Genomic DNA, 13,166 nt, shown 5'->3' on the forward strand with positions numbered 1-13,166 from the left:
CGAGTCCCCAAAGGGTATCAAAAATGTGTTCAAGAGAGTGGATCAACCTGACCAGTTAATTTTCCAGTTTGGTATTAGTTGATCAGTGGTTGTGGTTGAGGCTCTGGTGACAGCTCTAATAGTGACTCAGGGAATGGAACAGATGATAGGGATGGTATTGTCGACGATGGAGACGGAACACAAGACCTTTCTCCTGCGCCAACTCCAAAGATTGCTGGCAGCCACCGACTCAACCGATCCTAATTATGCATTCAATAGTTCAGCAACAATCTTAGCTACTAGTCGTTGAGGACAAAGCACTGGTAAGGCCGTTGATTGTCTGACAAGATCAACAGAGTCAGGTGTAAACCCCATACAATCCAGTATCAGGCAATCAGCCGGGACAGATTGATTCTCCATTTGAGTCACGGCATGGACCAGTGCTTCTGAGTTCAAAGGGGAAGCACTCATACCTGTGACCGCAAAGCCAGCAGTCTGCCAATTTTGTATTGCCACAGGAAGTTGCCCTTCATTTGGGCTAATAATTCTCACACTTTTAGTCATGGATATACTTGAGGCTATCGCCTGAACTACCTTTTGCGGGTAAATAACCGGAAGGTCAATGTTAAGGTTTGGAAACTGACCAGCACACATTAGCACTATGACGTCAACACCAACATCTTTAAGTCTTTCAGACTGTAGCTCCAATAGTGGCAGTAGCGCGTATAAATCGATCTCCCTGCTACTTCGATCATTAAGTACTGCAAACAGTGGGTAGGTTTTGGGGGCTGCGACCAAGGTGGTAATTTCTTCATCAGTTAAGCCATCAAGGGCTCCACCGAAATGAAACTCAATATTTGGTAGATATTGTCGATAAGTTTTCTCAATATCAGTACGAGGAGTCTGTCCTAAGATCAAAAAACCTACTCTGGCCATTATTCTTTCTATCCTTGTTTGACTTGGATCGTTATTTGAGGGGCTAGTTACTCGTTTTGTGATTTTGATAGGTAAATATATCAAAATGTTCGTAGAGTGATTCAAGAGTCTCGTATTTTTGTCCCACCAGATCCGCATTCTTCTCGACTAGAATTGACCCCAGCGCATTGATGATGGTGAACGCGGGAGTGTAAGAATCGAACGCTGATAAGCCCGTCGTTTTTATCAAAAAGAGGCAATCAGTATATTGCGCAGACGGTGAGATTGGTGAATCTGCAAACACCACGATATTCCCCTTGTGTTTAGTTACATATTCACAAGCTTTCATGTGATAACTGGAGTATCTTCGAAAGTCAAATACTACTAAAATATCATTCGGTGTGAACTCAGCGAGTTGATCCACCATATTGCTAGGATCCAACAATTTAACTGATTTATGAAAACTCGATAACTGATAAGAGAAGTAACGAGACACAGAAGCTTCTTTTCGCGTTCCTAGAATATATACATCTCGGCTCGATTCACTCATTAAATCGACAAAACGGTTGACTACATCTATGTCGATAGAGCTGATAGTCTCCCTTATATTGGCAATATCTTGCTCCATGGTTAAACCAAAAGTATCGTTGCTATCCAAACGTCCATTTTCAGAGCGAACTCGATCCGCAGGAGAATTAATTAAAAATCTAATGTCTTCACTGAAATCAGCTCGAGCTTCTTTGATATTGTCGTAGCCAATTTTTGGAAAGAAACGAACCACAGTGGATGCTGTAAGTTCCAATTCTTCAGCGATCTCCGCTGCATTTTGTAAGAGGCCAAGTGGGTAAACGCTTAGCAGATAATCGGCAATCTTTCTATCACTGGGAGTAAAAGAGTCAAAGCCCCGACTTATTTTTCCTACAAAGCGATTTTTAGGGTGTTCTTTCATTAGATAGGACTCAATCGTGTTCATAGATGTAGTTTATCGAGATTCGGCAAGAAGAAGAATATTATTTAGTAAAACTTGGCAGCCCTGACCAGCAGATTCTTTAGAAATTGATTCTTTAGGGTTATGGCTGATCCCCTGCTCACATGGAATAAATATCATGCCTGTTGGAATCGATGGTGCGAAAGATTGTGCATCATGTCCTGCACCGCTGGGCATCAACATATAGGGCAGGTTTGCTTTCTCAGTTGCTTTCCTGAATAACGCAATCATCGAATCATCCAACAAGACACTATCTTTTTCATAAATCGTTTCAACACACCAATCTTTGCGTTGACCAGCATACTCTATCAAACGTTCTCGAACAGCCTTCATGTCTTTGGGATGCTGAGAGCGCAGCTCAACAAAGAAGCGGCATTCCTTAGGTACCACATTACTAGCCCCCGGAAGTAAAGTGACCTGACCAATTGTACCGACCATTTCGGGGTTTTGCTCATTGGTCCACTCTGGTAACAAAGTGAATATTGGAGCCGCCTCTACGAGAGCGTCTCTTCTCATATTCATAGGCGTGGTTCCAGCATGAGCAGCTTCACCTCTGACGGTTACGATATAGCGATACACGCCAACGATAGCAGTGACAACACCAATGGGAAGCATTTCACTTTCTAATATTTTTCCTTGCTCAATGTGGGCTTCCATAAAACAAATAAATTCATCAGGATTACGTACCGATAACTCCACGTCCTCCAATGATTTTCCGAGGGCCTTCAAGTGATCTAAAAATGGCCTGGCTCCGGCTGTTTTTGCTTTTTCTAATTCTTCAGGTTGCAGTTTTCCCATCATCGCGCGACTGCCGACGGTGCCTGCATTGTGTGCAGCCTCCTCATCACAAAAACTGATTACTTCAATATCGAAAGGAAGTGAAACATGCTGCTGTTTCAGTGTTCTGATACATTCTAATCCGGCAAGAACACCATATGCTCCATCGAATTTCCCACCATTGGGGACAGTATCAATATGTGAGCCTATAGCTAGGACTTTGTCAGTTGTTGGGCTTTGAGCTTTAAATCGGCCAATTACATTCATTGCACCATCAACGTTGACGTCCATATCTAGCATGGTCATTTGTTTAATTAGCCACAAACGTGCTTTTTGGTCATCATCCGACAATGCAGTCCGTGTCACTCCTCCTTTTTCATTTGCGCCAATATTGCCAAGCGTCATTAAGTCATTCCACAAACGATCATCACAAACTTTAATCTGTTGCATTACTATCTCGCTCATTCTGATGGGATTATTAGGAGGTAGCAATATCTACCTCCGCATTGACATGACAAAACCTACTTCTGGGCAGCTACATACTGACCATCCCCAGCCTTGGCTAAGACAACATCGTCTGCGTAGATAGTTTTGCCGCGCAGTATCGTTTGGGTCACTTTGCCTGTCACTTTTTTTCCCTCATAAGGCGACCATTTTGCTGAGGATTGAGTAACTGAAGCGTCAAAGTACCATTCATGGTTAGGATCGATGATGGCAAAATCAGCATCTTTGCCGACAGCAATTGACCCTTTACGATGAGATAACTTAAAGCGTGTTGCTGGCTTGAGAGCAAGCAACTGGCCCAATTTGACGATATCCATATCACGCTTGACCACCGCTTCGCTAAACATGAGTGGAAGCATTGACTCAACGCCAGGAGCACCAGAACCATTGTTAAAGATCGCTTCATTGCTCTTTCGCTCTAGAGGCCAAGGGGCATGGTCTGAAGCTATCCAATCAATACGCCCATCAAATAGTCCCTGCCATAAACCTGACACCGCTTCTTGACTTCGCATCGGCGGATTAATTTTGGCAAACGCCTTTTTCTCTGGCATATCGTCCTCAGAGAGCAGCAAATAATGCGGGCAGGTCTCAACGGAAACATCGACACCTTGGTCACGATACCAATCAATCATGTCCAAGCATCGAGGGTGAGAACTATGATAAATGTGCAGTGAAAACTTGGTCCAATAAGCAAACTCTAGAAGTTTACTTACCGCCAGTGTTTCTGAAATTGGTGGGCGGGTTTCACAATGCGCTTTTGGGTAGGTCATGCCTTCCGCTTTATATCGGGCTATTAATGCCTCGATGATAATGTCATTCTCTGCATGGAAGCCGACGGGAAGATCCGTTTTAGCCAAAGTAGGCAGTATGTCCCAAAGAACGTTGTCGTCTATGCGGGGAAATCGCTCAGGGCATGTTTCGAAAGCACTCAGTTTAAAACCACAAGTACCAAGTTCAACCAATGCGTCAACGCTTTCCAAATCACCTTGTTTCTTAATCGTTGATAAGAGTGCGACGTCTACTTTGGCTTCATCCGCGATCCATTTTTGTTTTTCGGTATATGCATTTGTATCAAATACTGGACCGCAAGAATCATAAGGCATTTCGATTATAGTCGTAACGCCACCAGCAGCTGCGGCTGCAGTTGAATGTTCAAAGCGTTCTTGCAAGTTACTGTATGAATGTACGTGTGCATCTACGACGCCAGGAAAAACTATTTTGCCTGTTGCATCAATGAACTCTTTCGCTTCTGGTAATGATTCTTCTGTATAGATCCCAACAATTGAACCCGAGCATACACCGACATATGTGTTTGCGGCAACGCGGTCAGATAAAACTAAATCACCTTTAATCAGTAAATCTACTTTTGAAGAGGACGGCATATAAAACTCCTTTTTTATATCAGGCTACCCTAGTAGTAAATTAGGTAACCAAAGTGAAAGCTGAGGGAAAACAACCAAAAGTGTCAGCACAATCAGTTCGCAGATTAAGAACGGCCATACACCTTTAAAGATATCTTCAAGCGAGATATTCATTTCTTTCGGTATTACCCCTTTCATTGCAAAAACGTTCAAGCCAACTGGTGGTGTAATGGAGCCAATTTCAGTTATTTTCAGTGCAATGACGCCAAACCATATGGGGTCATAACCCAAAGATGTAATTAATGGGAACACAATTGGCAGAAGTAGCGCATATATGCCGACAGGAACCATAATCATGCCTAGCAGCAACATAATCGCCATAATTCCAAGCAAAATGACAATAGGAGGCATGCTTAATTCATTTAACATCATTGTTATTTCAACCGGCAGACGTGTAATCGCCAAGGTTCGGCTGAAGAACAATGCGCCAATATTAATGAGAAATAGCATCGCAGTAGTGTTAGCTGACTCCTTCATTGCATCAATGACATTACTGACATTTCGAAATGAGCCTAGGGACCACCCTAAAATAAGCGTAATTAAAGCCCCTGCTGCCGCTGCCTCTGTTGGAGTAAACCAACCCGAGTAAATGCCACCGAGCACAACCGTTGCGATGATAATGACAGGCCATATCTGTGTTGCCTCTTTAAAACGCTTGGTACGCAATTCGGCCTTATGCTGTTTAATCGTATCCGGCATTGGTGCCCAGTCCGGGTGGCGCTTCAGTACGATCTGAATAATCACCACGTAACCCACAGCAGTAAGGATCCCTGGAACGACTCCGGCAGCAAATAATTTAGCAACCGACTGTTGAGTAAACAGGGCATAAACAATCATCATCATGCTGGGGGGGATCATTGACGCAAATGTCCCGGCTGATGCAATACAGCCTGCAGAAAAAGCTTTGTTGTAACTCAGGCGGTTCATTTCAGGCAGCGCCATCTTTCCAAAAATCGCGGTTGTCGCAAGAGATGAGCCAGAAACAGCACCAAAAGCAGCACAGCTAAAACACGTTGCAATACCAAGAGAGCCACGAATGCCTGTGCTCATTGCATAGATGGCGGTATAGGCGCGTTGGGCCAACCCACTCGATGCTGCAAATGACCCCATTAAGATAAAGAGCGGAATAGAGGCCCAGGTTGGCGTTGCGATTGAAAAATAAGAGGCCTGCCCAAGTAAAGATATTGAGCTGTCAAAGTCTAACAAAAGTGAACAGATAATGAACCCACTCAATATGAATGATAAACCAATTTGTAACCCCACAGCCATTAAAGCAAGTAAGAGCGCGATGCAGAGAACACCGGCGGTTAAAAAGTCCATAATAAACTCATCCCTGAATATTTTATGTGCATGTATGAGAACTCGTTAATTCGAAAGTTCTTGATTTTTTACTGGCATTTCCTTAAGTTTGTCTTTTTTATCAACATTAATTGAACTCAACATATTAGAGACTGACTGAAATAAAAAGAACACAAGACCAATCACCATCATTGCCTTAACTGGCCATATTGGTAGGTTTAAGGTCCCTTCCAGAGATTCATTCCTTTGGTAAGAGTCTAATACGTTTTGAAGTACTGCGTAGAATATTAAAGAGATAGTAATAACAGATAATATTTGTGAAAAGTAATATATTACAATCTTTGCCTTCGCTGGTAACCGGTTAGTAATCAACTCCAGCTTCACATGCTCATTGTATTGTTCGCACCTAGCTAACCCAAAATAAACAACGATAATCATGACAAACACAGTTAATTCAGATAAACCGTTGATAGAAAAACCTATTGCCCGAGTTAATAGGTCAGACACTAATAATAGCATCATGACAATCATTAGCCATCCTGATAGCTCAGATAAAATCTGATTGAACTTAGACGATATTTTCATCATATATATTCCTACTTGACATCATATAATATAGTAAGGAAGGATAAGGCTAATTACATTAAACACTCTATTTAAAATCTATTTATCTTTCACTCCGAGGATAATTATATCCTCGGATACGAGCTTACTAATTATATTTATAAAATAATGATCAGCGATAAAATGTTAACTGCGAGCCATTGCCCTTTCATAAATCGCTTTAACCTGAGTCAATATCTCTTCAGCATTGTCTAGTCCGGCTTTCTTTGCTTCGTTAACCCATTGGCTTTGAAGATCTATTAATTTTGGTGAATTTTCCCATTTATCGATATCTTCATCAGACATGAAAGTGACTTTGACTCCAGAGTCCTTTTGCGTTTGGATAATCTGCTCAAAGGTATCCTCATATACTTTCGAGTATTTTTCTTCAGCAATTTTAGAGGCTTTAAGCAATGCGTCTTGAACATCCTCAGGCATATTCTCAAACGTTCTACGGTTAACCATATGCATGAAAGGAATACCATTCCATAGCGACTTTGACACAAGCACATTTGGTGCCGTTTCGTCGAATTTCATCATATGCGCACCATCAAGGTTCGTGTAACAGCCATTAATCGCGCCCGTTTGCAGAGCCATATAGGTATCACTCCAAGGGATGGATACTGGATGGGCCCCTACATTCCCCAAGAACCGAAGACTCCATTTGTCTCCTGCACGCCATTTTCGTCCAGTAATATCATCAATACTCTCTAATGATGTGGTTCCTACAAAAGCAGCTGGCAAACCTGCAGTAAGTAATAAGGGTTTCACGTTTGCCTTCTTCAGCTCTGCTTCAAAAGCGGGAACCTCTTCATAGATAGTTCGATAAAACCAAACCATATTAGAGAATTTTTTGGGACCTTTCGGCAGTAATTTAAAGATAGTATGAGCCGGTAATTGACCCGGATAGTGGCCAGGATACATGAAACCAATCTGAGTGATGTTATCACCAATACCTTTCAGGATTTCTTTCGAGCCAAATAACGAACCTCCCCAGAACTCTTGAATACTAACTCTATCTCCTAACTGGTTGTTGATCTCTTTCAACCAGACATTCTGCACAAAGTTAGTGCGCATGCCATTATTTGGATCATGATCGGAATACTTTAATTTAATTTCCGCCGCAGAGGTTAATCCCGATGCTGCGATTAGGATTGATGATAATAGAAGTGTTCGTGTTGAGCGTAGTTTACGCAATCCTTTGCTTGTACTCATCAAAAAGCCCCTTTAAAACGTGTGGTTAAATTTTGCTCATGGAATGAACATACCCCTAATATGCACCTCGTGCAATAAAAAATTCAGAAAAATAATTCTTGCAAAAAAAAATGCACAAAGTCAGACTGATTAAAAAATAAACAGGGTGTGATGTGAGAATGACGACTCCATAACTAAAGCAAGATATGCGCCATTAACGGTGAATATGTCATTGATACTTACATAAGGCTGAGTTGGGCCTGAATATTCTTATTGAGATTTAGACCACCGTCGCTTAACACCCCTCTCTTTTACGTACAGTGCTTTGACGATCCAGATTAAGTTTGAGTATTCATACAAACAGAAGCGTTACAGGAAGCGATATCACATAGAAAAGGAATGCGAAAAATGAGCTTGATTGAAGATAAATTTGCAAAACTTGATACCGAACATGCGCCAGGACAGGAAGGGCGATTAGTCAGCGGTATGGCAGTGGGTATTGGTGACACACTCGGAGGCACGCCTGTGGATTTCTCACATGGCGATGTCAATCCAGCAGCCTTTGCACCACCTCCGACTGCTCTGGAAGCTTTTATTGCTGGCGAAGCGCGTGGCGGTAGTCAAGCATACACAGAATACCGAGGTGATAGGACATTACGCGGCATATTATCAGAACGCTTAAGTCTCTTTACGGGCAAAGAACTTGATGGTGAAAATGAGCTGATTTTAACTCCAGGTACGCAAGGCGCTCTCTTTCTTGCTATTGCTTCTTGCGTAGTCGCCGGTGACAAGGTGGCTATCATGCGACCTGATTACTTTGCCAACCGTAAATTGGTTGAGTTTCTAGGGGCGGAAATAGTGCCCGTGGAGATGGATTATCTCAACACAAAAGAAGGCTCAGGGATTTGTCTTGATCAGCTTGAGGCGGCCTTTAAGGCGGGTGCAAAGACATTTTTATTCTCCAATCCAAACAATCCGACAGGTGTCGTCTATTCTGCGGCAGAAATTACTCAGATAGCCTCATTAGCAAACCGTTATGGAAGCACTGTGATCGTTGATCAGCTTTATTCTCGCTTATTGTACTCAGGCGTAAATTATACACACCTTCGAGCAACCGACATTGATACCAACAATGTGGTTACCATCATGGGGCCCTCAAAAACTGAGTCACTTTCAGGCTATCGTTTAGGGGTCGCTTTTGGTGCTAAACACCTGATTGCAAGAATGGAGAAGTTACAGGCTATCGTTTCTTTACGTGCTCCGGGTTACTGCCAGGCGGTATTTAACACCTGGTTTGCTGAACCTGATGGGTGGATTGAGGAGCGCATTCGTCAACATCAGTCTATTCGAGATGACCTTTTGGGTATTTTCCTTGCCGTACCCGGCATAAATGTCAGACCCCCTGAGGCGGGGAGCTATCTCTTCCCACAATTACCCAAGCTATCTGTACCACTGTATGATTTTTTGGCCTTTTTACGCTCACAAGCAGCTGTAACAGTCACCCCTGGTACAGAATTTAGTCCCAATCACACGGACAGTATTCGCCTTAATTTTTCTCAGAACCACAGTGCTGCGGTTCACGCCGTGGAACGGATAGCCGGTTTGGTTGATCGTTACCGTGCTTAACAACAAGGAATTCATTTAATGAGCATCAAATCGTTTAGCAGTGATATAGCTCCATCGCCTGCAGGTACGTACAGTATGGCTTTGGAGGCGGGGAACTTTGTCTTTTTGGCGGGCCAAACTCCCCGAGACAGGGATAATATTCGTCATGGAGATAAGCCATTTGCATACCAAGCACGTTTGACATTAGACAACTTAGAGGCAGCAGCTAATGCAGCCGGCCTCTCGCTAAAAAACGCTGTAAAGGTGAGTGTGTTTTTGCGAAATGTTTCTGACGCCAAAGAGTTCGATAGTCTATATGCACAATATGTTGGCACCCCACCTCCGGCTAGAATACTGACTCAATCCAACCTCGTCGGCTTTGACATTGAGGTGGATGCTATTTTATACCGCCCTGCCGATGAAACCTAATTGCTATGCTGCGAGGAAAAAAGTCAAAACTGTTCCCTAAACGCAAAGTAGTCACTTAAGAGGAATTACAGACTGAATAACAGGATACCTAGTTTCAGTGTTCTTACCGTCCTTGGCTGATTTGGCTTCGAGTGTTTGTCAACAAATGGATAAACCTTCTCGCGGAATGCTTTGACATTTCAACGTATTGCCTAGGTGTAGTGGTCAATAATAATTGGCCACCTCATTAGAGCTTGCCCAGTATAATCAACGTTGTCATTGTTATTCTCTTCCTTATGCTTATCCAATTTGGCACAGATCTTTAATCAGGTTTAACAACTGATTCACTTTGTCAACGTCCACAGTCTCCCCCCCCCTATATGCAACTAGTGTATACAGTTCAAAGGAAACACAAAGTGACACCTGCGAATTATCACCGATGAAATCTGATATTAAACGGAATTTTGTTAACGATAATTTATAACGCCTAGATTCCTTAATATATAACCAACAGCAATTTTCCCCGCCATCAAGTATGTGACCCCACGGCAAATAACAGCATCCTGTAAGCATTGCTTTCAAACATAACGTCAAAAATTGCTAAATGATAGAGGTACGCATGAAGTTCACAAGATGCCGCTGGGAGCGCCAGCATCCCAATGCCCGTAACTTTGGTTTAGGCAGTAGAGATATAGTCTCTGCAGCTCAAAAGGCCTTACAAGAGAAGCAAGGAAATAAGGTTACTGGCATATCAACTACCCACAATCAAATATCACGCTTTAAACAATTTGCTCATTGGATAAAGGCTAAGCATGGTATCGGTGATCTGCGAAAAATAACTCAGTCTCATCTCATGGAGTATGCAGATCACTTGCGTCACCGAGTTGAAGATCCTTCTGACAGGCTCAAATCATATACATCAGCAGCTAACTACCTATCTGCAGTAAACACAGTGTTGGCTCAAGCTCGTGGAGATCAAAATGTACGATTTACAGCAAGCCAAGCAGGCTACCCGGAAAGGGATGATATTCTAAGGGAGAACAAGACAATCACTGATAAGCATCATGAGAATGCACGTTCTATGGTCGAACCAATACTTGCAGCTCAGATGGGGTTAATGCGGCATTTTGGAGCTAGGTTCGAAGGAAGTTGTAAGCTTAACGTCAAAGAGGCCCTGTCATCAGCATTAAAAAATGGCTATATCCGGATAGATTGCGAAAAAAATCAAACACCGCGAACAGTCACCATCCGTCACCCAGAGCAAATCAGTGCGCTTGAAGAAGCTTTGCCCTTCCAAGGTTCCCATCATTCCCTAATCCCACCCAATAAAACTTACGCTGAGTACTCTGGGCATTGCTACCAACAATTTACAAAAATCGACGGGTATCTAGCTCACAGCGAAAGAAGGTTCTTTGCCCAGACGCTGTACTCGGAAACAATTCAGAACCTAACAGGTATTCCTGAAGTCCATTGCCCTGTTGTAGCTCAGACTCCACATGGTCAAGCCCATCACAAATACTTGGCAGAAAAGTTAAACGTATCTTTAAAAGAGGCCAAATCAATAGATAAAAAAGCGAGGAAAGTTGTTAGTAAGGAGCTGGGCCACAAACGAATTTCCATTACCAACTCGTATATAGGGTGAACCTTTGCATCGTGTTGAGTATCAAATCCGCCAACTCAGCGGCGGGATAATGAAAACCGGCAATCACCCTGCCCGCAAACGGGTCAGAAGCAGGATGATAGCCATCATGCTTGATATTACGCAGCATGAGAACATTACAGATATTCGACAGCTTGGACGAGCGCACGTACACCGTTACTGGAACCGGAACTCTCACCTCAGCCCAGCGACCTTACGTGATCATTACTACGCGATCGAAAAGGTATGGCAAGTGTTATTGAGGCGTTCTTCAGCTCCCCCAAACCACAGAGCATAATCAATTTAATCACATAAGCTAACCCTAGCATGAACTAACTCTAGAATGCTTTCCGACATAAATCTTGATCACATTAATCTTGATCATTTTCAAACTCATATTTGGACAAAAGTGTGTCAGTGATTTTGCTAAATTAGCAATGCATGGATTAGTTCAAGTATCACAATCTTCTAGTTTTCTGACCAAAGTCATCTTTCCACAACACTTTCAATTTCAATTTCAATTGCGATAGGAAGCATAATGTCTTGATCTGGTGTCTGAAATCGTCGCTATGGGCTTCTGAGCGGCTAAAAGTGCAAAATGAGCCCGTTCTGACCCATTTACCTTGACGGGCACCTAGCGCACCGATGTTAGATCAAAGTGACACATCTCTCTGATTTCTCTGGAAATAAGAACTACGATCTGAGAACGTTGAATAAAGTGTTATTTTTGGAGAAGAAACATGAATTTAGAAGAGTTTATCGCACAGTCATTATCTCAAATCGCGAGAGGTATCGAGAAAGCGAATGAGACTTTGGAAGATTCTCAAGCGCTTGTAAGTCCTGAAGGGGTAATTGATGTCACTAAGGATAGTGCCTATGGGAGTATCAACGTCGAAAATACGTGGTTAAAGGTGCATAACATCCAGTTTGATATTGCTGTAACAGTTGTTGAAGGCTCTGAATCGGGAGGGAAGCTAGGTGTGTCTGTAGGTGGGCTTTCAATCGGCGTAAATGGAAAAGAAAACCAAGCGAATACATCTGCATCGAGAATTCAATTTTCGGTACCAATGTTATTGCCGCAAGTACCTTATGATAAAAAATAGTTCAGATACAACATCTGAAGTAAGAATCACTAGAGGATCTCCAATAGCGGCCTTTTCGTCTAACTGGACGTTACAAGATCATTCTTGTTCGTAGTTGATTCAATTATCAGCTACTTAAGGTCATTTTAAGAGGTGTCAGAGAATGAATAATAAGTTTGGTTTGAAAATTTCACTTGCCGAAAATGAAAAGTTAGAAATGAAGCAATGTGATGGTTATTTATCGGATGAGGTTCTTAAGTCAGTATTGTCCTCATCTTTACATGGATTGGCTTCAAAAGGTTTGTTGGCTAAAGATTTTGATGAAGTCTATCTAGAGCTATGCAAATTTCTTGAGAATATAGAATCAGGGAAGGATATAACTGCAAGACAGTTCGGTTTGGTTAGTTATTTCATTGAATATACAATGCTTAATGGGAGAGCTCCGGAAGGGTTTTACTACACTCGCAAACGAGGTGAGCGAAAAGGAAACAATGCATTAATTAATATATTCTTAAGTCGTATAGTTAAAGCTCTAAATTTAGGTGGAATACCTTTAGATGAGTCATATGCTTTTGTTGGACGAATCCATGAAAAGTCAGAAGATTCAGTACGTCGTATTTATGAAAGAACAAAAGAGCAGATTGAAGATATTCAAATACCTGAATATGAAATTGAGTAAGCGCCCCACGATCCCACGTGGCGCGCTTTAATAATCGAAGTTCCAAGGAAGCAGCGAGTCGATATCCGGCTCA

The 13,166-nt window shown here is 42.4% G+C and carries 13 protein-coding genes; 6 read left to right on the plus strand and 7 right to left on the minus strand.

Features of this window, described 5'->3' with window-relative positions:
- Positions 1-243: 243 nt before the first annotated feature.
- The 7 genes from ACVA53_RS24210 to dctP all read right to left on the minus strand — a co-directional run bounded on the left by ACVA53_RS24210 (position 244) and on the right by dctP (position 7,701).
- A complete protein-coding gene (locus ACVA53_RS24210) occupies positions 244-915 on the minus strand; it encodes an AroM family protein (protein ID WP_255042915.1) in 672 nt (223 codons plus the stop codon).
- Positions 916-958: 43 nt separating this feature from the next.
- Positions 959-1,843, minus strand: coding sequence for a MurR/RpiR family transcriptional regulator (locus ACVA53_RS24215; protein ID WP_255042916.1), 885 nt, complete (start codon positions 1,841-1,843; stop codon positions 959-961).
- A gap of 33 nt (positions 1,844-1,876) precedes the next feature.
- Positions 1,877-3,109 (minus strand): M20 family metallo-hydrolase, encoded by a 1,233-nt coding sequence (locus ACVA53_RS24220; RefSeq protein WP_446506548.1) that lies wholly within the window; start codon positions 3,107-3,109, stop codon positions 1,877-1,879.
- A gap of 71 nt (positions 3,110-3,180) precedes the next feature.
- Complete coding sequence (locus ACVA53_RS24225) at positions 3,181-4,545, minus strand: dihydroorotase (RefSeq protein WP_255042918.1); 1,365 nt, start codon at positions 4,543-4,545, stop codon at positions 3,181-3,183.
- Between the two features lie 24 nt (positions 4,546-4,569).
- A complete protein-coding gene (locus tag ACVA53_RS24230) occupies positions 4,570-5,904 on the minus strand; it encodes a TRAP transporter large permease (protein ID WP_255042919.1) in 1,335 nt (444 codons plus the stop codon).
- A gap of 45 nt (positions 5,905-5,949) precedes the next feature.
- Entirely contained in the window at positions 5,950-6,471 is a 522-nt protein-coding gene (locus ACVA53_RS24235; RefSeq protein WP_255042920.1) for a TRAP transporter small permease subunit, read from the minus strand.
- Between the two features lie 162 nt (positions 6,472-6,633).
- Positions 6,634-7,701, minus strand: a complete 1,068-nt coding sequence (gene dctP, locus ACVA53_RS24240; protein WP_446506549.1) for a TRAP transporter substrate-binding protein DctP — start codon at positions 7,699-7,701, stop codon at positions 6,634-6,636.
- A 378-nt stretch (positions 7,702-8,079) separates the two neighbouring features.
- Here dctP and ACVA53_RS24245 point away from each other — a divergent pair, with 378 nt between their 5' ends.
- The 6 genes from ACVA53_RS24245 to ACVA53_RS24270 all read left to right on the plus strand — a co-directional run bounded on the left by ACVA53_RS24245 (position 8,080) and on the right by ACVA53_RS24270 (position 13,093).
- Complete coding sequence (locus ACVA53_RS24245) at positions 8,080-9,306, plus strand: pyridoxal phosphate-dependent aminotransferase (protein WP_446506550.1); 1,227 nt, start codon at positions 8,080-8,082, stop codon at positions 9,304-9,306.
- 18 nt (positions 9,307-9,324) lie between these two features.
- Positions 9,325-9,714: a RidA family protein gene (locus ACVA53_RS24250; protein ID WP_255042923.1), complete on the plus strand. Its 390-nt coding sequence runs from the start codon at positions 9,325-9,327 to the stop codon at positions 9,712-9,714.
- 598 nt (positions 9,715-10,312) lie between these two features.
- Positions 10,313-11,335, plus strand: coding sequence for an integrase domain-containing protein (locus ACVA53_RS24255; protein WP_255042924.1), 1,023 nt, complete (start codon positions 10,313-10,315; stop codon positions 11,333-11,335).
- A gap of 4 nt (positions 11,336-11,339) precedes the next feature.
- Positions 11,340-11,630 carry a hypothetical protein gene (locus ACVA53_RS24260; protein ID WP_255042925.1) on the plus strand — a complete coding sequence of 97 codons (291 nt, stop codon included), beginning with the start codon at positions 11,340-11,342 and terminating at the stop codon, positions 11,628-11,630.
- Between the two features lie 442 nt (positions 11,631-12,072).
- Complete coding sequence (locus tag ACVA53_RS24265) at positions 12,073-12,435, plus strand: hypothetical protein (protein WP_446506551.1); 363 nt, start codon at positions 12,073-12,075, stop codon at positions 12,433-12,435.
- A 142-nt stretch (positions 12,436-12,577) separates the two neighbouring features.
- Positions 12,578-13,093: a hypothetical protein gene (locus tag ACVA53_RS24270; RefSeq protein ID WP_446506552.1), complete on the plus strand. Its 516-nt coding sequence runs from the start codon at positions 12,578-12,580 to the stop codon at positions 13,091-13,093.
- Positions 13,094-13,166 lie beyond the last annotated feature (73 nt).

It is taken from the genome of Photobacterium sp. DNB23_23_1 (genome assembly GCF_052873815.1).